At 62.1% G+C, this 20,752-nt stretch carries 19 protein-coding genes; 10 read left to right on the forward strand and 9 right to left on the reverse strand.

Translation table 11 applies throughout. The features are described from left to right. Positions 1-2 precede the first annotated feature (2 nt). The 6 genes from purE (at position 3) to ACHMW6_RS02075 (ending at position 6,599) form a co-directional block, all read left to right on the forward strand. Positions 3-503, forward strand: a complete 501-nt coding sequence (gene purE / locus ACHMW6_RS02050) for a 5-(carboxyamino)imidazole ribonucleotide mutase (RefSeq protein WP_395405120.1) — start codon at positions 3-5, stop codon at positions 501-503. Beyond that, entirely contained in the window at positions 504-1,670 is a 1,167-nt protein-coding gene (locus ACHMW6_RS02055) for a 5-(carboxyamino)imidazole ribonucleotide synthase (protein WP_395405122.1), read from the forward strand. Next, positions 1,667-2,689, forward strand: coding sequence for an L-threonylcarbamoyladenylate synthase (locus tag ACHMW6_RS02060; RefSeq protein WP_395405124.1), 1,023 nt, complete (start codon positions 1,667-1,669; stop codon positions 2,687-2,689). The genes ACHMW6_RS02055 and ACHMW6_RS02060 overlap by 4 nt, the downstream gene beginning before the upstream one ends. Before the next feature lie 47 nt (positions 2,690-2,736). Then, a complete protein-coding gene (locus ACHMW6_RS02065; protein ID WP_395405126.1) occupies positions 2,737-4,314 on the forward strand; it encodes an alpha/beta hydrolase family protein in 1,578 nt (525 codons plus the stop codon). Positions 4,315-4,525: 211 nt separating this feature from the next. Continuing rightward, entirely contained in the window at positions 4,526-5,890 is a 1,365-nt protein-coding gene (locus ACHMW6_RS02070; protein ID WP_395405128.1) for an SGNH/GDSL hydrolase family protein, read from the forward strand. A 25-nt stretch (positions 5,891-5,915) separates the two neighbouring features. After that, positions 5,916-6,599, forward strand: coding sequence for an OmpW family protein (locus ACHMW6_RS02075; RefSeq protein ID WP_395405130.1), 684 nt, complete (start codon positions 5,916-5,918; stop codon positions 6,597-6,599). 65 nt (positions 6,600-6,664) lie between these two features. On the opposite strand, the gene ACHMW6_RS02080 is transcribed toward ACHMW6_RS02075, so the two are convergent. The 3 genes from ACHMW6_RS02080 to ACHMW6_RS02090 form a co-directional block, all read right to left on the reverse strand. Then, positions 6,665-7,000, reverse strand: a complete 336-nt coding sequence (locus tag ACHMW6_RS02080) for a hypothetical protein (protein ID WP_395405132.1) — start codon at positions 6,998-7,000, stop codon at positions 6,665-6,667. Between the two features lie 132 nt (positions 7,001-7,132). Further along, positions 7,133-8,317, reverse strand: coding sequence for an acyl-CoA dehydrogenase (locus tag ACHMW6_RS02085; RefSeq protein WP_395405134.1), 1,185 nt, complete (start codon positions 8,315-8,317; stop codon positions 7,133-7,135). A 113-nt stretch (positions 8,318-8,430) separates the two neighbouring features. Continuing rightward, complete coding sequence (locus ACHMW6_RS02090) at positions 8,431-8,955, reverse strand: flavin reductase family protein (RefSeq protein ID WP_395405136.1); 525 nt, start codon at positions 8,953-8,955, stop codon at positions 8,431-8,433. 152 nt (positions 8,956-9,107) lie between these two features. Between ACHMW6_RS02090 and msrA the strand changes: the two genes are divergently transcribed. Then, entirely contained in the window at positions 9,108-9,632 is a 525-nt protein-coding gene (gene msrA, locus ACHMW6_RS02095; RefSeq protein ID WP_395405138.1) for a peptide-methionine (S)-S-oxide reductase MsrA, read from the forward strand. Between the two features lie 106 nt (positions 9,633-9,738). Here the strand turns inward: msrA and ACHMW6_RS02100 are convergent, their stop codons facing one another. From ACHMW6_RS02100 to ltrA, 3 genes are all read right to left on the reverse strand, one after another. Beyond that, entirely contained in the window at positions 9,739-10,959 is a 1,221-nt protein-coding gene (locus ACHMW6_RS02100) for a class I SAM-dependent methyltransferase (protein WP_395405140.1), read from the reverse strand. Between the two features lie 39 nt (positions 10,960-10,998). Continuing rightward, a complete protein-coding gene (pdxH, locus tag ACHMW6_RS02105; protein ID WP_395405142.1) occupies positions 10,999-12,180 on the reverse strand; it encodes a pyridoxamine 5'-phosphate oxidase in 1,182 nt (393 codons plus the stop codon). A 116-nt stretch (positions 12,181-12,296) separates the two neighbouring features. Continuing rightward, the gene (ltrA, locus tag ACHMW6_RS02110) at positions 12,297-13,997 is read right to left on the reverse strand and encodes a group II intron reverse transcriptase/maturase (protein WP_395405144.1); all 1,701 of its coding nucleotides are present in this window, start codon (positions 13,995-13,997) and stop codon (positions 12,297-12,299) included. Between the two features lie 1,149 nt (positions 13,998-15,146). Between ltrA and tcdA the strand changes: the two genes are divergently transcribed. Next, the gene (gene tcdA / locus ACHMW6_RS02115; protein ID WP_395405146.1) at positions 15,147-16,013 is read left to right on the forward strand and encodes a tRNA cyclic N6-threonylcarbamoyladenosine(37) synthase TcdA; all 867 of its coding nucleotides are present in this window, start codon (positions 15,147-15,149) and stop codon (positions 16,011-16,013) included. Between the two features lie 81 nt (positions 16,014-16,094). Here tcdA and ACHMW6_RS02120 read toward each other — a convergent pair whose 3' ends face one another. From ACHMW6_RS02120 to ACHMW6_RS02130, 3 genes are all read right to left on the reverse strand, one after another. Continuing rightward, entirely contained in the window at positions 16,095-17,072 is a 978-nt protein-coding gene (locus tag ACHMW6_RS02120) for an alpha/beta fold hydrolase (RefSeq protein ID WP_395405148.1), read from the reverse strand. 56 nt (positions 17,073-17,128) lie between these two features. After that, positions 17,129-17,500: a DsrE family protein gene (locus ACHMW6_RS02125; RefSeq protein WP_395405150.1), complete on the reverse strand. Its 372-nt coding sequence runs from the start codon at positions 17,498-17,500 to the stop codon at positions 17,129-17,131. 135 nt (positions 17,501-17,635) lie between these two features. Then, positions 17,636-18,535 (reverse strand): LysR family transcriptional regulator, encoded by a 900-nt coding sequence (locus ACHMW6_RS02130; RefSeq protein WP_395405152.1) that lies wholly within the window; start codon positions 18,533-18,535, stop codon positions 17,636-17,638. A 216-nt stretch (positions 18,536-18,751) separates the two neighbouring features. Between ACHMW6_RS02130 and ACHMW6_RS02135 the strand changes: the two genes are divergently transcribed. Then, a complete protein-coding gene (locus ACHMW6_RS02135) occupies positions 18,752-19,681 on the forward strand; it encodes a pyridoxamine 5'-phosphate oxidase family protein (RefSeq protein ID WP_395405154.1) in 930 nt (309 codons plus the stop codon). A gap of 19 nt (positions 19,682-19,700) precedes the next feature. Beyond that, positions 19,701-20,645: a PDR/VanB family oxidoreductase gene (locus tag ACHMW6_RS02140; RefSeq protein ID WP_395408509.1), complete on the forward strand. Its 945-nt coding sequence runs from the start codon at positions 19,701-19,703 to the stop codon at positions 20,643-20,645. Positions 20,646-20,752 lie beyond the last annotated feature (107 nt).

Below are 20,752 nucleotides of genomic sequence, written 5' to 3' on the forward strand. Positions count from 1 at the left end.
GCATGGCAGATCAGAACAAGCCGCTGGTCGGCGTGATCATGGGCTCGTCCTCGGACTGGGACGTGATGCAGAACGCCGTGGCCATCCTCAAGCAGTTCGGCGTGCCCTTCGAGGCGCAGGTGATCTCTGCCCACCGCATGCCGGACGAGATGTACGCCTATGCCAAGAGTGCCCGTGAGCGCGGCCTGCGCGCCATCATCGCCGGCGCCGGCGGCGCCGCCCACCTGCCGGGCATGGTCGCGGCCATGACCATCGTGCCGGTGCTGGGCGTGCCTGTGCCGTCGAAATACCTGCGCGGCGAGGATTCGCTGCTGTCCATCGTCCAGATGCCGAAGGGGGTGCCGGTGTCCACCTTCGCCATCGGCGAAGCGGGCGCCGCCAACGCGGCCCTGACCGCCGTCGCCATCATCGCCACCACCGACGATGCGCTGGCTGCAAAGCTGTCCGATTTCCGCGCCCAGCAAACTGCCGCCGCACAGGCCATGAAACTGCCACTTGAATAAATGAGTAATGCAACCAACCCACCAGCGTGGCTGGGTGTGATGGGCGGCGGCCAGCTTGGCCGCATGTTCGCCCACGCCGCGCAAAGCCTGGGCTACAGCGTGGCCGTGCTGGAACCGTCCGACGATTGCCCGGCCGGCCAGGCCGCCAACCGCCTGATCAACGCCGGCTACAGCGATGCCGACGGCCTCGATGCGCTGGCCGCGCAATGCGTGGCCGTGACCACCGAGTTCGAGAACGTGCCGGCCGACAGCCTGTCGCGCCTGGCGCAAACCGTGTTTGTCGCACCCAATGCGCACGGCGTCTCCGTGGCGCAGGACCGCATCGCCGAGAAGTCCTTCTTCGTGACGAGCGCGGCGAAATCCGGCGTGATGCCTGCGCCGCACAAGGTGATCGCCTCGCAGGACGACATCGATGCGATTCCGGACGACCTGCTGCCCGGCATCCTGAAAACGGTCCGCATGGGCTATGACGGCAAGGGCCAGGTGCGCGTGAAGTCACGTGAAGACGTGCGCGCCGCCTTTGAATCCATGGGCAAGGTCACCTGCCTGCTGGAGAAGATGCTGCCGCTGGCGTATGAAGTGTCCGTGCTGACGGCACGCGGTGCGGACGGCGTCTCGGTCGTGTATCCGATCGCCGAGAATGTGCACCGCGACGGCATCCTCTTCACCACCACTGTGCCAGGACCGAACGTGTCCGCCGCATGCGCGCGCAAGGCGCAGGATGCGGCTCAGGCCATCGTGGCGGAACTGGGCTATGTGGGCGTGCTGTGCATCGAGTTCTTCGTGCTGGCCGACGGTTCGCTGGTCGTCAATGAAATGGCGCCGCGTCCGCACAATAGCGGCCATTACACGATCGATGCCTGCGTCACCAGCCAGTTCGCGCAGCAGGTTCGCGCGATGGCACGCCTGCCGCTGGGCGATGTGCGCCAGCATTCGCCGGCCGTGATGCTGAACATCCTCGGTGATGTATGGTTCGACGGCGACACGCAGCGTGAACCTGCCTGGGACCGGATCCTGGCCCTGCCGGGCGCCAACCTGCACCTGTACGGCAAGGAAGAACCGCGCCGCGCCCGCAAGATGGGTCACCTGACTTTCGTGGCGCCCACGCTGGCGGAAGCGCAGCAGCAACTGAACGCGGCCTGCGCCATCCTGGGTATCGCGCCATGACCGGTCCGTCCGAAGCCATCGCCGCCGCAGCCGCGTCGCTGGAGGCGGGCGAGCTGGTGGCATTCCCCACCGAGACCGTCTACGGCCTCGGGGCCGACGCAGAAAACCCGGCGGCCGTGGCGCGCATCTATGCCGCCAAGGGCCGGCCGCAGGACCATCCCGTGATCGTGCACGTCGCGCCCGGCGCCGATCTCGATTACTGGGTGACGGATGTTCCTCCTGCCGCGCGCCAGCTGGCGCAAGCCTTTTGGCCGGGGCCTCTCACGCTGATCCTGAAGCGCAATACCCACATTCCGGACGCCGTTTCAGGCGGCCAGGATACGGTCGGCATCCGCTGCCCCTCGCATCCGGTGGCGATCGCGCTGCTGTCGGCCTTCAAGGGCGGCAAAGGCGGCGTGGCGGCGCCGTCGGCCAACAAGTTCGGTAACGTGAGCCCGACCACGGCGCAGCACGTGAAAGACGAATTCGCCGGCGAGGTCGGGGCTGGCATGGCGGTCGCCGCGGTGCTGGATGGCGGCAACAGCCAGGTCGGCATCGAATCGACCATCCTTGACCTGTCGCGCCTCGCCACGCACGGCCCGGTGCTGCTGCGTCCGGGGCATATTTCCTCGCAGCAGATTGCGGACGTGATTGGCGCGATGCCCCAGTCGCCCGACCAAACCGCGCCGCGTGCGTCGGGCACGCTGGAATCGCATTACGCGCCGAAAGCGCCCGTCGCGCTGTTGCCAACTTGCGACATTCCCGCCACCGTTTCCGCGCTTGCCGCCCGTGGCCGCAGGGTAGCCCTGATCCACTACACGCCAATTGCAGCAAGTGAGCCGTCCGTTGCGCTCCCCGATGAGCCAAAGGGGTATGCTTATGGTGTGTATGCCGCGCTGCGTGCGATGGACCAGGAACAGGTCGATCTGATCCTGGTGGAAACGCCGCCGCAGGATGCGGAGTGGGCTGGCGTCAATGACCGCCTGCGCCGCGCCGCCTTCGGCTCCGCCGGCATTATCGAGCGTTTCCTGACGCCGTAAGCACGGGGGTGCATCCAGCCTCCGGCGCATTGCGCATGGAGGCTGTGATGCACCGTCTACGACTACTCGCAGCAACGCTTGCGGCTATGCTCGCCGCTGTGCCAGCGCTGGCGCAGCAGGCCGAACAGCCGCCTCTCTCCCTTTTGCCTGTTGTCGCCACGCCGGCGCTGCCTTCCAACGCGCCGCCGGCGCCTGCGGCCGGCGCCGTGACTGCCGCCTCGCCCGCAGCACGCCTTGCGCCGGCGCCGCCGCGCGGCAAGCTGCTGTCCGGTCCCTCGATGCAGAAGATCAGCCTTGGCGTGTTCAAGGTGCGGCACATCGAACCTTCGATGCTGACGGACTTGCTGTCGCGCGCATCCGAAGCGCTGCGCGAAGTGGTGGGCCAGCCACGCTGCACGATCACGACGTATTCAGTGCGCTACAGCACGATCGGTGGCCGTGGCGAAGCGACCGATGCCAGCGCCGCCATTGTCACGCCTACCGGCAAGGACCCTGTCTGCAAGGGCGAGCGCCCGATCCTGCTGTATGCCCACGGCACCTCGATTGCGCGCGACCACAATATGGCGAGATTGCGCGGCGAGGCGCAGCTGGTGGCGGCGCTGTTCGCGGCCCAGGGTTATATCGTGGTGGCGCCGAACTATGCGGGCTATGAAGGCTCCTCGCTGCCTTACCACCCCTACCTGAACGCTGAGCAGCAGTCGGCGGACATGGTGGACGCGCTGCGCGCCAGCCGCGTGGCCCTGTCGCGCATGAAGCAGGGCTTTTCGCAGCAACTGTTCATCGCCGGCTATTCCCAGGGCGGCTTCGTGGCCCTGGCCACGCAGCGCGCCATCCAGCAGCAGTACAGCAATGAATTCAAGGTGACGGCGGCGGCCGGGCTTTCCGGGCCCTATGCGCTGGCGCAGTTTTCGGACAATGTCTTCAACGGCGCTCCGAACGCGGGCATCACCGTCTATATGCCGCTGATCGCCACATCGGCCCAGCGCGCAGGCGCGGCCATCTACGGCACGCCGCAGGAACTGTACGAAAGCCAGTACGCGTCCGGCATCGAATCGCTGCTGCCCGGCAGCATGACGCGCAGCGATTTGTTCAAGCGCGGCAAGCTACCCACGCGCGCGCTGTTCGCGGCCGACTCGCAGCCGCAGTCGGAAGGGGCGGGCGCCTACTTCGCCAATCCACACCTGATCCGCAGCAGCTTCCGCGACGCCTATCTGCAGGACATGGCCAACTTCCCCTGCAACGGCGACCCGGGCGCGGGCTGCACCTCGCACAACAACCTGCGCAAGTGGATGCTGAAGAATGACTTGCGCAATTACCGTCCGCAAAGCCCGCTGCTGCTGTGCGGCGGCGCGGCCGATCCCGCGGTGCCGTTCTCCAATGCCACTGCGGCCGCCGCCTACTTCACGTCCAAGGGGGCGGCGCCCACGCTGCTCGATCTCGAGGCGAAGGCGGACGATGAGTTCGCCCCGCTGCGCCAGGGCTTCGCCCGCGTGCTGGACGAAGCGCGCCGTTCCGCCGTGGACGACAACAAGTCCCCTGAGGACGCCGTCTTCGAACGCTACCACTCCCGCTACGCTGCTCCCTTCTGCCTCCTCGCCGCCCGCCAATTCTTCAACTCCCGCTAGGGGTCAGGCACGAAATGCTACATGAGGTCGCTTTGCAAGCGGCCTCATGTAGCATTTCGTGCCTGACCCCTAGTCAGTGGCGGAAATCCTGCCGTTTTTACAAAATTTCCCTTGTATAAGTCTCATTAGCGCTGGCATATTAATTGGGTTGCGAATAGAACAACCGTTCGCAAGCTACAAGAATATTTAACCAGGAGACACAATGCGTCACATGAAATTAGTGCTGTCGTTGGCGGCAGCAGCTGTCATCGCGGCTTGCGGCGGCAATGGCCCACGCGAGGGCGACCAGACCCCAAAACAGAAATATTCCGCAATGATCTCTTTCGGCGATAGCCTGTCCGACGTGGGCACCTATGCCGTGGGCTCCATCAAGGCTGCCGGTGGCGGCAAGTTCACCATCAATGGCAACAATACCGCCATTAACGAGGCCCTGACCGGCTCCAACTGGACCGAGCTGATTGCTGCGCAAGTTGGCCTGCCGGCGCCATGCCCCTACATGACCGGCCTGGAAGGCGACGCCAGCAAGGGCCTGAACGTGCCCATCTCCACGAACAACAACTGCAACAGCTACGCCCAGGGCGGCTCCCGCGTGACCAACCCGATCGGCCCGCACAACAAGGCCAATGACCCAACGGTGGGCGCACTGACCGTGCCGGTCGTCACGCAGGTGAAGAATCACCTGGCCAAGGTGGGCGGCAAGTTCAAGGGCGATGAGCTGGTGTTGATGATGGTCGGCGGTAACGACGTCCTGCAAAACCTGGACGACCTGCGGGCCAACGCCACCAAGGCCGGCACTGCCGCCGGCAACACGACCTTTGCCACCAGCCTGACCGGCCAGCTGGCAGCCGGTGCGCCGAGCCCGCAAACGGCCGCCCAGGCAATCGGCCTGGCCATCGCCACGGAAGCTGCACGTCCGGGCAGCACCAGCGCCACCATCGTCGGCGCCGGTGTGGCCGCAGCCGTTGCCGCCGGCAATACTTCCGCTGCCTCGCCGGCCGTGTATGGCCCGATGGTCGCCAAAGCCCAGGCAGATGCCACGGCCGCCGGTGCCAAGGCTGGCGCGGATTACGCTGCCGCCCACGGCCCGGAACTGGTTGTCGCCATGGGGCAGGCTGGAGCGGAACTGGTGGTGCTGGTGAAGAGCCAGCTGATCGCTAACGGCGCGAACTTCGTAGTCGTCAACAACCTGCCGGACGTGGCCAACACCCCGAGCGGTCTGGCCCAGGACGCGAACACCAAGGCCCTGATCAACGCCATGGTGAAGGCCTTCAACGACCAGCTGACCAATGGGCTGGCCGCCGAAGCGAAGGTGCAGCTGGTGGATGTGTTCTACGTCAGCCATGACCAGGCGACCAACCCGGCGCCTTACGGTCTGACCAATGTGACCGAGCCCGCCTGCGACCTGTCGCCGGCCAAGAACATCACCAGCAGCTCGCTGACCTGCAACGCTTCCAACCTGAAGCCCGGCGACGTGAGCCACTATTCCTACGCCGATACGGTCCACCCGACTCCATTCAACAACAAGCTGCTGGCACGCTATGTGTCCGAAAAGATGGCCCTCAAGGGCTGGATGTAATCGCCCTTAGACCACAGGAGACACTATGCAAATTCGTATGCAACACGTAGCCAAGCTGGCGGCGCTGGCGGCCGCTCTGGGATTTTCGATGGGAGCGCAGGCGCAATCGGCCGGCGAGTACATGGTCAAGATTGGCGTGAACAAGATCACGCCGAAAGTGAAGAGCGGGGAATTCACTGCACCGACGCTGCCGGGCTCGACCGCGGATGTGGAACCGGACACCAAGCCCCTGTTCAGCGGCGCCTATATGTTCACCGACCACATCAGCGCCGAGCTGGTCCTGGGTGTGCCGTACAAGCACACCCTGGTCGGCGACGGCATGATCAAGGGCGTAGGCAAACTGGGCACGGTGGAAGCGCTGCCGCCGACCCTGTTCGGCCAGTACCGCTTCCTGCAGCCGAATTCGGCCTTCCGTCCGTACGTTGGCCTGGGCATCACTTATGCCTACTTCCAAAAGGAAACCGGCTCCAGCACGCTGACCGCCTTCCTGGACCCGGGCGGCAAAGCGCCGTCGACTTTCGAGATGGATGCGAAGTGGGCCGTCAGCGCCCAGCTCGGCGCAACCTGGCGCTTCAATGAACGCTGGTTTGCTGACGTCGCCGCTGTGAAGACCAAGCTGAAGACGACGGCGCATTTCAACACCGGCCAGTCGATCAGCGCAAAACTCGATCCGGTGGCGGTCAGCCTGGCAGTGGGCTACAAGTTCTAAATCAAACCCAAGGTGTAACCCAAGTGTCAGGCACGATGTGCCTGACACTAGCTTTTGCGTTGGGTTTATTTGCCGGCGCCGTCGCGCAGCACGCGCGTCTGGCCCAGGGCGCGGGCGCCGAGAAAGCCGCCTTTGCCCAGTTCGCCGCCGACACCGAAGCTGAGGGCGCAGGAATAGTCTTCGGCACGGGACGGCATATGCAAGTCCCAGGCGTTGCGCGCGGCGGGTTCAGCTGCCGAAATGGCCGCCGGGCGCGGCGTCGGTTCACGCGCCGCATCGGCCAGTGTAGCCGCCGACAGTCCGCTGGCGCTGCACAGCCCGCCAGCACAGGCGGAATCAGACTGCGCGGCCGCCGGCAGGGCGATGGCAAGCGCGGCAAGGAAGGGGATGACTCGGTTCATGGTATTGCAGTCTTTTGATGATGACCGCAATTCTATGACGATTCGGGAAACCGCATTGCCGAAGCTAAAAAAACCAAGGGCGTAACCCAGGTGTCTGCCACGATGTGGCAGACACCAGCTTCTGCCTTGGGTTTACTGGAAAGCCTGGATGCCCGTCTGGGCGCGGCCCAGGATCAGGGCGTGGATGTCGTGCGTGCCTTCGTAGGTGTTGACCACTTCCAGGTTCACCATGTGGCGGATCACGCCGAACTCGTCGGAGATGCCGTTACCGCCCAGCATGTCACGGGCGACGCGGGCGATGTCCAGCGACTTGCCGCAGGAATTGCGCTTCATCATGGACGTGATTTCCACTGCGGCCGTGCCTTCGTCCTTCATGCGGCCCAGGCGCAGGCAGCCTTGCAGGCCGAGGGTGATTTCGGTCTGCATATCGGCCAGCTTCTTCTGCACCAGCTGGTTGGCGGCCAGCGGACGGCCGAACTGGGACCGGTCCATCGTGTACTGGCGCGCGGTGTGCCAGCAGGATTCGGCGGCGCCCAGCGCGCCCCAGGCGATGCCGTAGCGTGCCGAGTTCAGGCAGGTGAACGGACCCTTCAGGCCACGCACGTCCGGGAAGGCGTTCTCTTCCGGGCAGAACACTTCGTCCATGACGATTTCGCCGGTGACCGATGCGCGAAGGCCGAATTTGCCGTGAATTGCCGGCGCGGACAAGCCTTTCATGTCTTTTTCCAGGATGAAGCCGCGGATCGCGCCTTCGTCATCCTTGGCCCAGACCACGAACACGTCCGCGACCGGGGAATTTGTGATCCACATCTTGGAGCCGGTCAGCGAGTAGCCGCCCGCCACTTTCCTGGCGCGGGTCACCATCGAGGCCGGGTCGGAGCCGTGGTTCGGCTCGGTCAGGCCGAAGCAGCCGATCCACTCGCCGGTGGCCAGCTTGGGCAGATATTTGCGACGCTGCTCTTCGGTGCCGAATTCATAAATCGGAACCATGACCAGCGACGATTGCACCGACATCATCGAGCGGTAGCCGGAGTCGACACGCTCCACTTCGCGCGCGATCAGCCCGTAGGACACATAGTTCAGGCCCGGACCGCCGTATTGTTCGGGAATCGTGGGTCCCAGCAGGCCGAGTTCGCCCATCTCCTTGAAGATCGACGTATCCATCCGCTCGTGGCGGAAGGCTTCCAGGATGCGCGGGGCCAGTTTGTCCTGGCAGTAGGCAGCGGCAGCGTCGCGTACCATGCGCTCTTCGTCCGTCAGCTGGCTGTTCAGCAGCAGCGGATCGTCCCAGTGGAAGGGGGCTTTGGTCTGGCTCATTGTCTCTCTCTATTGAGTTAATAAAGTTTCTATCTCAGGTCACGCACGGCGGATCAAAACGATCCGCCCTACGCGACAACACGACGCATCGAGCCCGCGGCGCGTAGGGCGGATCATTGATCCGCCGTGTTCGCGCCGCCGATGGCCACAAACCTGCCACCGTGAAATACCAGCGGCGGGCGCGGGGTGAATTCGCAATGCTCGACCTCGCCCACGAAAATCACGTGGTCGCCCTCGGGGTAGCGGCTGCGGTTGTGGCATTCAAACCACGCCGTGCACCCTTTCAGGATAGGCTGGCCCGTGCGGGAAAGTTCGAATTCCACGCGTCCGAAGGGGTCTTCGGTGCGGGTGGAAAAGAGCTTCGCCAGGTGAGCCTGCTCGGCACTGAGCACATTGATCACGTAATGCGAATTGCCGCTGAAAATAGGCAGGCTGTTCGCTCCCGATCCCAGGCTCCACAGCACGAGCGGCGGCTCAAGCGACACGGAATTGAAGGAACTTGCCGTCAATCCACGAAATCCGCCGTCGGCCAGCCGCGTCGTAATCACCGTCACACCGGTGGCAAATTGCGACAGCGCCTGGCGAAAATGGGGACTGTCGAACTCGCGCACTTCCGCGCGGGGGGAGCTAGTATTCATGCTGGACCTGATCAATTCGAAACAATTATCTCAAAAGCCGTTTCCGAAAACCTTGGCGAAAGCGACCTCGATTTTCAGTATGGCGGCAAAGTGCAAGCATACAGGGTCGGTTTGAGATACAGTAGGGAAACTGACATGGTAGGAGGGTTAGTATGAGCGAAGTCGCAATTTTGGGAGGCGGCTGCTTCTGGTGCACCGAGGCGGTGTATCTGGAGGTGCGCGGCATCAAAAGCGTGGAATCCGGCTACTGCGGTGGAAGTCAACCCGACCCGACCTATGAACAGGTATGCACCGGCGATACCGGCCACGCCGAGGTGGTGCGCCTGGTCTACGACCCGGCCGTGATCAGCTACCGCGACATCCTCGAAATCTTCTTCACCATCCACGATCCGACCACGCTGAATCGCCAGGGCAACGACACGGGCACACAGTACCGCTCCGTCATCTTCCACCAGAACGCCGAACAGGAAGCAACCGCGCGGCAGGTGGTGGCGGAGATGGCTCATGTGTGGGATGCGCCTATCGTTACGGAATTGTCCCCGGCGCAGACTTTCTACAAGGCCGAGGATTACCATCAGAATTACTATGCCCAGCATCCGCTGCAGGGGTATTGCGCTTTTGTGGTGGCGCCAAAAGTGTCCAAGTTCCGGCAAACCTACGCGAACAAGCTCAAATAACGGGGCCGCGGGACCGGATGCACGGCGGATCAATGATCCGCCCTACGCGCCGTCGCAGGTCTGGCCCGAAGGGCTGTAGGGCGGATCATTGATCCGCCGTGTGTGCTCAGACGCCGGCGTTTGCCGCCGCATAAATATACTCACGCGACCACGGCAGCGCCTGCGCCGAGCGTCCCGCCTTGCCGCACACGATCTGGTACAGGCTGATCCAGTCCTGCTCGAAGGCCCAGGCGCAGCCGGCGAGGTAGACGTGCCAGATGCGGAAGCGCTTATCGCCGCCCAGCTCGCGCACCTTGTCCTCGTTCTGCTCGAAGTTCTCGGCCCAGATGCCGCAGGTTTTCGCGTAGTGGCGGCGCAGGTTCTCGATATCGTAAGCTTCCAGCTGCCCCTGCTGCATGGCCTTCAGCACCTGGCCAATATGCGCCAGCTCGCCGTGCGGGAACACGTATTTATCGATGAATTCCCCGCCGCCGTAAGGCGTTTCGCCATTCTCCGCGTCGGTGGACGTGATGCCGTGGTTCATGGCCACACCTTCATCCGCCAGCAGGCGATGGATGATGCCGAAGTACTCGGCCAGGTGGCGGATGCCGACGTGCTCGAACATGCCAACGCTGGTGATGCGATCGAAGGTGCCCGTCACATCGCGGTAATCCTGCAGGCGGATTTCCACCATGTGCTCCAGCCCGGCTGCTTTCACGCGTTCCTTCGCCAGCGCGAACTGGTTTTCGGACAGTGTGATCCCCACGCAGCGCGCGCCGAACTTCTGCGCGGCGCGGATCACCAGAGCCCCCCAGCCGCAACCGATATCGAGCAGGGTCTGGCCCGGCTGGACGCGGATCTTGGTCAGGATGTGGTCGATCTTCTTGATCTGGGCCGTGGCCAGGTCCTCGTCGCCATTCTCGAAGTAGGCGCAGGAATAGACCATGTTCGGGTCCAGGAACTGCTGGTAAAACTCGTTGGAAACGTCGTAGTGGTAGCGGATCGCTTCCGCGTCTTTCTTGCGGTCGTGCTGGAAAGTACGCACGATGCGCGCCAGCTTGCCGTCCGTCTTGACGGAGCTGCGCGCCAGCGCGTTGACGACCTTGATCATGTCCGCCGCCCGGCCCTTGACCTCGATCGCGCCTTCCACATACGCCGTGCCCAGGCTGGAAAGCGAGGGCGTGAGCAGATAGCGCGCGGCCGAAGGGTTCGGCACGCGAATCGTCACGCGCGGGGCTTCCTTGGAGAAATCGAAGTTGCGGCCATTCCACAGCTCGATACGCAGGGGCACAGAGATCTGGGTGGCGACGCTATCGACCCAGGCATTGATGCGGTTTTGAACAAACATTGAGCCTCCGTTGGTCAGTTCCGCTGGAGGCCCGTGGCTTTAAGGCTGGATGCGTTCCTTGGTCCAGCTGCCGTCGGCCTGCAGCGTGTACACAATCCTGTCATGGAAGCGCGAAGCGCGGCCTTGCCAGAATTCCACGCGGTCCGGCACCAGGCGGTAGCCGCCCCAGTGCGCCGGACGCTGCGGCTTATCGCCGCTGGCCGCCTCCACGGCGGCATAGTGCACCTCCATCTGCCCCCGGTCTGCGATCGGCTGGCTTTGCTGGGACGCAATGGCCGCCAGCTGGCTCTTCAGGGGACGGCTGTAGAAGTATTTGTCGCTGTCCTCTGCCGATGTCTGTTCCACGCGGCCCTCGATGCGCACCTGCCTTTCCAGCTCGGGCCAGAAGAACAGGATGGCAGCCTGCGGGTTCTCCGCGAGTTGCTGGCCTTTGAGGCTCTGATAATTGGTGTACCAGGTGAATCCGCGTTCGTCGTACTGCTTGATCAGCACGATGCGCGAGCTGGGGCGCCCGTCCTTGCCCACGGTGGCCACGCTCATGGCGTTCGGCTCGTTCACCTGCGCCTTCATGGCCTCATGGAACCACTTGGCAAATTGCGCTATCGGGTCGCCCAGGGTGTCGGCTTCGGACAGGCTGGCGCGCCCATAATCCATTCTCAGGTCGGCCAGGGCGATGCCGCCGGACGACGGCAGCAGGCCGCGGCGCTGCTGCATGGCCTCGCCCAGGATGCTCATCTGCGCGGGGCTCAGAATCCGTTTTGCCATGGGCGCGATGTGCGCCTCTTCGGTTTCCATGTGCGAGGTATAAGCCTGTACGAAGCGCCCGACATCACTCGCATCGAGGGCGGCGCTGGAACCGTTGGCAACTTTGTCCAATTGTGAATTGATTATATTCCAGTCTTTATCCATCTGCTGATGTTGCTCAAGTATGGCGGGCGCCAGGGAGCGCAGCAGGACGGCATCCTCGCCTTCGGCAGTAGCGTCGAGCATGGGCAGCAGGTCGATTTCCTCATCCGCGTGGTGCAAATGTGCTGCCTTGTTGAAATATTTCTGCACGGCCTGGGCCGCCTGCTGGGCGGCTGCGTCGGCGCCATGCCGGGGCAGGTGGCTGAGCAGGTTTTGCAAGGTTTGCAATTGCTTGCGGATCTTGTCGTGGCAATGCTTGAGGACGGCGATCGGCTGGTCGTAGCCGGGAGCCGTGTCGATCAGGGAGTTGCTCATGGCGCGCATTATGGCTGGATTGGGTAGGGTAGGAAGGGTCTGTTACCAGAACCCCTCCCCCCTAAGAACCGTGCATGCGATTTTCACCGCACACGGCTCAAGCATAATAAAAGATCCTATACAGGAACCGGTTTCACAACTTTCAAGCCAAGACGATGAACTTGAGTGTGGCAATTGGGGTGCAATAGTACTCGATTTCCAAGGGCGTCGGATCCGCCCATCACACGATACTCTATGTGGTGGTCGTGCCATCCTGTATCCATGTCCATCTCGTATCCACACAGCGCGCAGAGTCCGCGCTGGTCCGCATATAGCTTCGCCCATTCCTTCCGGTAGCCCATGTTTTTCAACATGCGATCCTGACGGAGGGTTTCCCCATATGCTTCCCATTGCGGGTCATAGGGATGATATTCCCGTTTGATCCTTGTATGGCGATCAATGGGAGTACTCGCGAGCGAGTACAGTTCCATTACCCCTTTATTGCCATCCTTCGTTACCACGTCCGCAGCAAATACCCGTTTCCGATCCTCGATTGACCGCCAATATTTCTGGCGAATCCATTCGGCGTTCTTGTTCGGGTGTCTGCGCTTGGCCCACCGCATCAGCCGCCAGTACAACAGCGAGTCCATGCGCGAGAACGCTTGTTTGGCTACTATCGGACTGTGATAACGCGCCCAGCCCCGTAGTATTGGATTCAGCAGTCGGATCAGATCCTCCTGCCGAACCATCAGATGTTCGCCGATGGATTTCCGCAGCTTTTCATAGAACGCTTTCACGTTCTTTTTACTCGGCTTGATGAGCATCTTTTCCTCATACTTCCGGAAATTCCACCCAAGGAAATCGAAGCCTTCGTCGATGTGCACGATCTTGGTCTTGGCGTCGGACAGTCGCAGTCCTCGTTTTGCGAGGAAGGTTTCTATCCATGGCCGGATTTCTGTTTCAAGCAGTTCAGATGAACCGCAAGGAACCACGAAGTCGTCCGCGTATCGCACAACACCTACTTTGAGCCCTTTGATTTTCGACTTACCGAATTTCGCACCGAGGTGCTTAATCAGTTCCGTTTCCAACCCGTTCAGCGTCCAATTGGCCAATGCAGGGCTGATGATGCCGCCCTGCGGCGTCCCCGCTGTGGTTGCCAGCAACTGCGCCCGGTCTACGACCCCGGATTTCAGCCACTTCCGAAGAATCGCTTTGTCCATGCAGACATGTTTGATTATCCAGTCGTGGTTGATGTTGTCGAAGAAGCCTTCGATGTCCGCGTCCAATACCCATTGGGCCGAAGCCTTCTGAGACATCTTCACGAACAACTGACCCATCGCGTCGGCTGTTGAGCGATTCTTCCTGAACCCATATGAGTTCGGGTCGCTTACAGTCTCCAGTACCGGATCGAGCGCTAGCAGATGCAGCGCTTGCATAGCTCGATCCTTCATGGTCGGGATACCCAAAGGGCGGTCCTTCCCATTGGCCTTGGGGATATAGACCCTCCGTAGTGGCAGGGGTCTATAACGGCGCTTCTCCAATTGCGCAAGTGCTGCAAACTTCTGCAGCGGCGTTTCCCATAACTGCCGGTCCACGCCTGCGGTACGCTTGCCTTGGTTTTCAGTCACTCGTTTGACTGCCAGTGCTTTCGCACTAAACGAGCGGGTCAGCCACCGTTGCAGGGATCTCACCCTACGCCAGTCGGCTGCCTGCGTTGCCTTCGTTAATCGAATCTGCATGACTCTCACGTTCTTCTGAACGCGCCGCCAATCTATGTCGGCCCATTCCGTAGGAAAGTGCGAGGACGCAGAATCTAACTTGCGTTCGATTGCTTTCATTGCTGTACCTCGTCGTAGTGGTACCCGACGAGAGACGCAACTCTGCCCCGAAGGGAAGAACTGCATCCCTTCGGGCGATTGTGAAGAATCTACCTACTTGTCTATGTGTTCGCTAACGACTATTACACCAGATGGAAGTCTGCCCGCTTTCGCGTGGGACAAATCCTGAAATCCCTATCCCACCCATTACAGGCAGGCGTTCGCTTTTTCCATCCTCCCATACCCGCTCCGCCATGGGCTCCCCTTGCGGGTTGCTTGCCTGTCCCGATGTTCGGGGCAGGCGGCGAGTCGGGCTTACCACGTTCCCTGTGATACCAGCACGGCCATACTGCGCCGCACATGACTGTTTAGGGTCTGACTCTCCCCCCGGTGGTTTGATGACGACGTGTTCCCAGCCTTGACGGGAACAACCAACCACACACCTTTTGGTTCAGGCCAACGGCAGCTTTAGCCTGTCAATGTTCACGAGGGTTTAAGCATCAGTTCACATTACATTACCCATGCAGTCTCACCTAGCCCCTTGACCGTATGCTGCTAACGATCTCTGAACTCCACATTCGCATGCGAGTCCACCACTTATGTGGGGGTACATTGTCGTCAGAGCTTCACACCCCTCCGTTACCAGAGACGCATGTCTGAGTAGGTGACAAGTGGTCGTACACCCGGTCACAGCTCTTTCCCATGGGGAGAGTGTGACAAGGTATCGCAGAGTTTGCGCGATCTTGAGTAGTCCATCCTGTTTCTGAACCCCATTGGGGGCAACCGTGCATATCCCTGGGGGCAGGGAATCCGTGACGTTAATTCGGTAGAATTTTGTTTTGGATTTGTTGCGGTTGAACAACAAACTTGCTGTCTTGTGGACATAAAACTGAACAATTTGACATCAAATTCACGAGTGAACTTGTGATTTAATCCCAATTGCGTGAGGTCTTATTGCAGTGTGTTTGTTTTGGTTTTCATCCCCGAATTGCGGACGCAACTAGGGAGCCCACGGCTTTCATGTCAGTCAAAGATTAATAAAATCAATGACTTGCCGCGTGACGTGCAGGATGGGTACTACGTAACTACTCTATGCCGCGAAGGCGGCGAATCGCGACGGCGTGTCGCACCAAGGCAATCATTGTAGCGGGTGTCCGGTAAAATGGCGGGATGAATTCCCTGAATACCCCGCCGGTCGACGAGCACGATGTCGACTTCGAACGCCGCTTCGGCGGCATCGCCCGCCTGTATGGCGACAAAGCCCTGGCCCGCTTCCGTGAAGCGCATATCTGCGTGATCGGCGTGGGCGGTGTCGGCTCGTGGATCGTGGAGGCGCTGGCGCGTTCCGCCGTCGGCCGCCTGACGCTGATCGACCTGGATAATGTCGCCGAGTCCAATATCAACCGCCAGATCCAGGCGCTGTCCGGCACCGTCGGCATGGCCAAGATCACGGCGCTGGCCGATCGCATCGCGCAGATCAATCCTTATTGCGTGGTGGAGCAGATCGAGGACTTCGTCACGCCCGATAACCTGGACGAGATGATCGGCTCGCGCTCCTACGATTACGTGATCGACGCCATGGATTCGGCCAAGGCCAAGACGGCGCTGGTGCACTATTGCCGCCAGCATTCCATTCCGCTGATCGTGATCGGCAGCGCGGGCGGCCAGACCGACCCCACGCGCATCGAGGTGCGCGATCTGTCGAAGACGGAGCAGGAACCCTTGTTGAAGAAGGTGCGCCGCCGCTTGCGCAGCCAGTACAACTATCCGCCGAATTCGAAGAACAAGCTGAATGTGGATGCGGTGTTCTCGATGGAGCCGCTGAAGTTCCCTGAAACCGGCGAGGCATGCTCGGTCGATGGCGATGAGCGCGGTCCCTCGACCAGCATCACCGGCATCAATTGCGCAGGCTTCGGCTCGGCGATGGTCGTGACCGCAACCTTTGGCATGGTCGCGGCCGGGCACCTGCTGCGCAAGCTGGCAGAGCAGGCCGCCGCTCCGGCCGTGGCATCCGCCGCGAGTGCGGCGGATCAATGATCCGCCCTACGCGTCGTGGTGGCTCTGGCCCGAAGGGGTGTAGGGCGGATCATTGATCCGCCGTGTGTGCACGCCGCCGGCTTATTTCCCTGACTTCACCGTCCGCCCAAGGAAAGACCGCATCAACGCCGCGATCGCCGCGCTATCCTCTTCGAGGGCAAAGTGTCCGGTATCAAACAGATGCAATTCGGCTTTCGGCAGGTCGCGCAGGTAAGGGTGGGCGCCCGCTGGCGGGAAGATCTTGTCGTTCTTGCCCCACACGATCAGCATTGGCGGCTGGTGTTTGCGGAAATAGGCCTGCCATGCCGGGTAGTGGCCAGGGTTGGTGCCATAGCTGTAGAACAGCTCTAACTGAATGTCCTTGTTGCCGGGACGGTCCATATAGGCCTGGTCCACGGTCCAGGCATCCGGGCTGATGTGCTGCACGTCGCGCGCACCCTCGGTGTACTGCCATTTGGTCGCGCCCAGTTCCAGCAAAGGGCGCAGCTTGGCGGCATTGGCCTCCGATTTGTCGGCCCAATAGGCTTTCACCGGCGCCCAGAAGTCGTTGGCAATGCCTTCGTCGTAAGCGTTGCCGTTCTGGACGACGATGGCCGACACCCGTTCAGGATGGGCTGCAGCAAGGCGGAACCCGATCGGAGCCCCATAATCCTGCACATACAGCGCATAGCGCGATGCGCCGACCGCCACCGTGAATTTGTCGATCACGTTTGCCAGGTTGTCGAAGCTATATGTGAACTTATCCATCGGCGGCATGTCGCTCTGCCCGTAGCCCGGATAGTCGGGGGCAATCACGTGGTAGCGGTCTGCCAGCAGAGGGATCAGGTTGCGGAACATTTGCGACGAGGTGGGGAACCCGTGCAGCAGGAGCACCGTCGGCGCGTTCTTCGGCCCCGCTTCACGATAGAAGATGTTCACGCCGTCGACTTTCACTGTTCGATAAGCGACGCTTGCGGTACTGGCGGCATTGGGTGCGGCCCTGTCGGGCGCCGGCGCCGCCTGTGCGGCCTGGAGTGCCAGGGCGAGTCCCACGGCGGTAGCGATGCGGGTAATGTTCATGGTGGCTTCCTTTCAGAGGGCTGCCGGCGCCGCAAGCGGCGAGGCTGGTTAGGGGATCAGAAGGTGAAAACGGTGTAGCCGTCAGCGGAGATCTGGGCGATGCTGGGCAGTCCGGATGTGCCGGGCACGCTGTTGTCGGTGATCAGGTCGAACCCCGCCTTCTCCACTTCTTCGCGGGCGCCGAAGACATCGGCGCAGCCGCACGATACGCCCGCCACCTTGTCTTCCACCGCCTTGTACAGCGCATGGATAGGATGCGCGCTATTGGCCAGCACGCCCGGCCAGCGTGTGCCGGTGCCCTGGAAATAGATCCCGACCTCGGTGCCTTTCTGCTTGAAGTCGTAGGCGGCGGCCAGTCCGTTGAACATGCGGCCCAGGGCGTCTTCGCCGGCTTTGGGATCGGACAGGATGATGATGGCAGCTTTCATGGCAATTCTCCGTTTGGTCAATGTCGTTGGCCCGCCGCTTCGTACAGCGGATGGAGGCCATTCTAGGTATCGATAACCGGGAGAGAAACGGTGCGGAACTCAATTCATTGTTTCGCGCCGAGAAATGCTGACAGGCTAATTCAGATGCTGGTGTGCGCGTAGATGCTCTACCAGCAGGTCGATAAAATTGCGCACTTTGGAAGAGCCATATTTGCTTTCGCGATGCAGCACGTTCACCGGCGAAGGCGCTTCCTCATAATCGGCGAGGATGATTTTCAGGCGCCCCGCCTTGAGCTCATGGGCGACCTGGTAGGAAAGCAGGCGGCAGATGCCCAGGCCCGAAACCACGGCATCGATGGCCGCATCATTGCTGGTAACGGTCAGCCGTGGCTGGGTGCGCACCATGGTGGGATCGTCAGCCGCACCGAACTTCCATTCCACGCGCGGCGAAACGCCGCTGGCGGCGACAATCGTGTGCCGCAGCAGGTCCGCCGGATGCTGCGGCACGCCATTTCTCGCCAGGTATTCCGGCGATGCGCACAAGACCCGCCGCACTTGCCCAACCCGCAGTGCTTTCAGGCTGGAATCCGGCAAATGGCCGATGCGGACCGCAACGTCGATACCCTCATCAACCAGGTTGACCACCCGGTCCAGGAAATATGCCGATACTTCGACTTCCGGATACTCGTTCAGGAAGCGCACGATGCACGGCATGACGAAGGACTTGCCGAACAAGACCGAAGCGGTAACCGACAGATTGCCCTTGGGCGCCGAGTTGACGCCTGCCGCCGCTTCATTGGCTTCGGCAATGCTGGAGAGGATATTGCGCGTATCGTCCAGATAGCGGCGTCCCGCCTCGGTCAGCCGCACATTGCGGGTGGTGCGCAGAAGCAACTTGACGCCCAGCTTTTCCTCCAGTGCCGAGATGGCGCGCGTAACGGCTGCCGGCGACAGGTCCATGCGGCGGGCGGCGGCAGCGAAGCTCTCCTCTTCGCCCACGGCGACAAAGACACTCATCAGGTGGATCTGGTCCATTCATTGCTCCTGGCGAAATACTGACTCGTATTGGACGGGCATTCTTGTGCATTATTTCGCAGAACATGGGCTACGGCAATCTATCGCAGTCCGCTGCTGCACCGCCGCACTCCGCACACATTGCTGCGCCACGCGAAACAGTGAATTGCAGCCGGCCGGATTCCCGTCACTTGCGCACTGCCCGACAATGCGCACAAGCACTTCAAGGAGATTGCCATGAGCGACAGGGACAGCTTTCACGCCGGCGAGCGCGCCGTGCAACAGTGCGCCGGCGAAGCCGCGATCGCGGAACGTAACATCGCCGTGATGACCGACACGGTGATTGCCGGCGCCCGGCCGTTCATCGCCAAGCAGTTCATGGTCGTGTTGAGCAGCGTAGACAAGGTGGGCGCCGTCTGGGCTTCAATATTGTTCGGCAAACCGGGTTTTCTGCGCACCGAAGACGGCAAGTCCATCCTGATCGACGCGCCGCTCAAGGAACGGGATGAAGCGGATCCCCTGTGGGCCAATATAGCCAACCAGGCAGATCTCGGCATGTTGTTCATCGAGCTGGGCTCGCGCCGGCGCTACCGCGTCAATGGCGCCGTGGAGCGGATGGACGGGCAAGGTTTGTCCGTGCAGATTCGCGAGGCCTACCCCAACTGCCCGAAATATATCCAGCGCCGACAGCTGCGGCAACTGGGCGAGGCCCGGCTGCCGGTGCAAAGCGCGCACGGCACGGTGCTGCGCGGAACCGTGGAAGCCATCATCGGCGAGGCCGACACCGTATTCGTGGCGAGCCGCCATGCCGGCAGCGGTGCGGACGCTTCACATCGCGGCGGTGGCGCCGGCTTCATCAAGCTGGTGAACGACAACACCCTGCGCATCCCCGACTATCCCGGCAACAGCCTGTTCAACACGCTGGGGAATTTCAGGCTCGACCCGCGCGGGGGCCTTTGCATTCCAGATTTTGCGCGCGGCCATTTGCTGCAGCTGACCGGCGCCGCCAGCGTGCACTGGAACCAGGATGATCCACAGGACGAAACCGGCGGCACGCGGCGTTTCTGGGATTTCAAGGTCGAGAAATGGATTCTGCGCGATACGCCGCAGCCGATGGAGTGGGAATACCTGGATGCTTCCCCCTTCAATCCGGCCGTTCAGCCCTGAGGTGTGGGCCTTGGACCATGTGATCGCAGACATCATCAAGCACGGCCCCACCGTGAAGGAGTTCCACCTCCGGCGCGAAGACGGCGGCGTCATGCCGGACTGGCAGGCGGGAGCGCACATCGTGCTGCACTTTGCCGGTGCCGGCGGCGCATCCCATGAAAACCACTATTCGCTGATCGGCGCACCAGGCCCGGCGCATGTCTACCGCATAGCAGTGCAGCGTGAAGAACAGGGCAGGGGCGGCTCGCGCTGGCTGCACGACGAGGCCACCGTGGGCAGCAGGGTTGGAGTGAGCGGTCCTTTCAACAGTTTTCCGCTGGCCGTGGGGGAGTCGGCCGACAGCCCGCGTGTACTCCTGATCGCGGGCGGCATCGGCATCACGCCCCTGATTTCCATGGCCCACGCACTGGGAGCCGGCGGCAGGGCAGTCGCGCTGCACTACCTGGCGCGCAATCCTGACCGCCTGGTGCTGCTGGATGAATTGCGGGCGATTCCCCACCTGTCCCTGATGCTGCATATGTCGCAGGAATCCGGCCGCACGGATCTCGCCAGCCTGCTGGGCGCCTACCGCGCAGGCGACGCATTCTACGCTTGCGGGCCGGCATCCCTGTTGCAGGCCCTGGCTGCAGCGGCGGCGCGACTGGGCTGGCCGGCTGGCGCGATGCACTTCGAGAGCTTCGGCCAGCGCGCGCATGCCGATGACAGGGCGCTGACGGTGGAGCTGTCACTGTCGCAGATGACGGTGGAAGTGGCCCCCGGTACCTCGATACTGGATGCGCTGATCGCGGCCGATGTCTTTGTTTCCTACGACTGCAAGCGCGGTGAATGCGCGAGCTGTTTCACGCCCGTCCTCGAAGGCGAGGCAGTCCACCGCGATGTGTGTCTGACTCCGGCCATGCGCGCGCAGGGCATGTGCACCTGCGTGTCCTGGGCCCGCGGCCCCCGCCTTGTGCTGGACCTGTAGGGCGGATCATATGGGGGGCGCCCAGCCCCGCCGTGTGTGAGCGGCCGATTGGCCGGTACTTGCCAGTGCTAGTCACCGACTCGACTAACGCGAGCGCGCAGACATCC

The sequence above is a fragment of the Pseudoduganella sp. UC29_106 genome (assembly GCF_044055365.1).
In the GTDB taxonomy this organism is placed as follows: Bacteria; Pseudomonadota; Gammaproteobacteria; order Burkholderiales; family Burkholderiaceae_D; genus Rugamonas.

Excerpts from the sequence above, each read along its gene's own strand:
- ACHMW6_RS02135 (WP_395405154.1), top strand. The coding sequence starts at position 18,752 with ATGAGCGACAGGGACAGCTTTCACGCCGGCGAGCGCGCCGTGCAACAG.
- ACHMW6_RS02075 (WP_395405130.1), top strand. The coding sequence starts at position 5,916 with ATGCAAATTCGTATGCAACACGTAGCCAAGCTGGCGGCGCTGGCGGCC.
- ACHMW6_RS02120 (WP_395405148.1), bottom strand. The coding sequence starts at position 17,072 with ATGAACATTACCCGCATCGCTACCGCCGTGGGACTCGCCCTGGCACTC.
- pdxH (WP_395405142.1), bottom strand. The coding sequence starts at position 12,180 with ATGAGCAACTCCCTGATCGACACGGCTCCCGGCTACGACCAGCCGATC.
- ACHMW6_RS02130 (WP_395405152.1), bottom strand. The coding sequence starts at position 18,535 with ATGGACCAGATCCACCTGATGAGTGTCTTTGTCGCCGTGGGCGAAGAG.
- ACHMW6_RS02065 (WP_395405126.1), top strand. The coding sequence starts at position 2,737 with ATGCACCGTCTACGACTACTCGCAGCAACGCTTGCGGCTATGCTCGCC.
- ACHMW6_RS02070 (WP_395405128.1), top strand. The coding sequence starts at position 4,526 with ATGAAATTAGTGCTGTCGTTGGCGGCAGCAGCTGTCATCGCGGCTTGC.
- tcdA (WP_395405146.1), top strand. The coding sequence starts at position 15,147 with ATGAATTCCCTGAATACCCCGCCGGTCGACGAGCACGATGTCGACTTC.
- ACHMW6_RS02055 (WP_395405122.1), top strand. The coding sequence starts at position 504 with ATGAGTAATGCAACCAACCCACCAGCGTGGCTGGGTGTGATGGGCGGC.
- ACHMW6_RS02085 (WP_395405134.1), bottom strand. The coding sequence starts at position 8,317 with ATGAGCCAGACCAAAGCCCCCTTCCACTGGGACGATCCGCTGCTGCTG.
- msrA (WP_395405138.1), top strand. The coding sequence starts at position 9,108 with ATGAGCGAAGTCGCAATTTTGGGAGGCGGCTGCTTCTGGTGCACCGAG.
- ltrA (WP_395405144.1), bottom strand. The coding sequence starts at position 13,997 with ATGAAAGCAATCGAACGCAAGTTAGATTCTGCGTCCTCGCACTTTCCT.
- ACHMW6_RS02060 (WP_395405124.1), top strand. The coding sequence starts at position 1,667 with ATGACCGGTCCGTCCGAAGCCATCGCCGCCGCAGCCGCGTCGCTGGAG.
- ACHMW6_RS02125 (WP_395405150.1), bottom strand. The coding sequence starts at position 17,500 with ATGAAAGCTGCCATCATCATCCTGTCCGATCCCAAAGCCGGCGAAGAC.
- ACHMW6_RS02100 (WP_395405140.1), bottom strand. The coding sequence starts at position 10,959 with ATGTTTGTTCAAAACCGCATCAATGCCTGGGTCGATAGCGTCGCCACC.
- ACHMW6_RS02080 (WP_395405132.1), bottom strand. The coding sequence starts at position 7,000 with ATGAACCGAGTCATCCCCTTCCTTGCCGCGCTTGCCATCGCCCTGCCG.
- ACHMW6_RS02090 (WP_395405136.1), bottom strand. The coding sequence starts at position 8,955 with ATGAATACTAGCTCCCCCCGCGCGGAAGTGCGCGAGTTCGACAGTCCC.
- purE (WP_395405120.1), top strand. The coding sequence starts at position 3 with ATGGCAGATCAGAACAAGCCGCTGGTCGGCGTGATCATGGGCTCGTCC.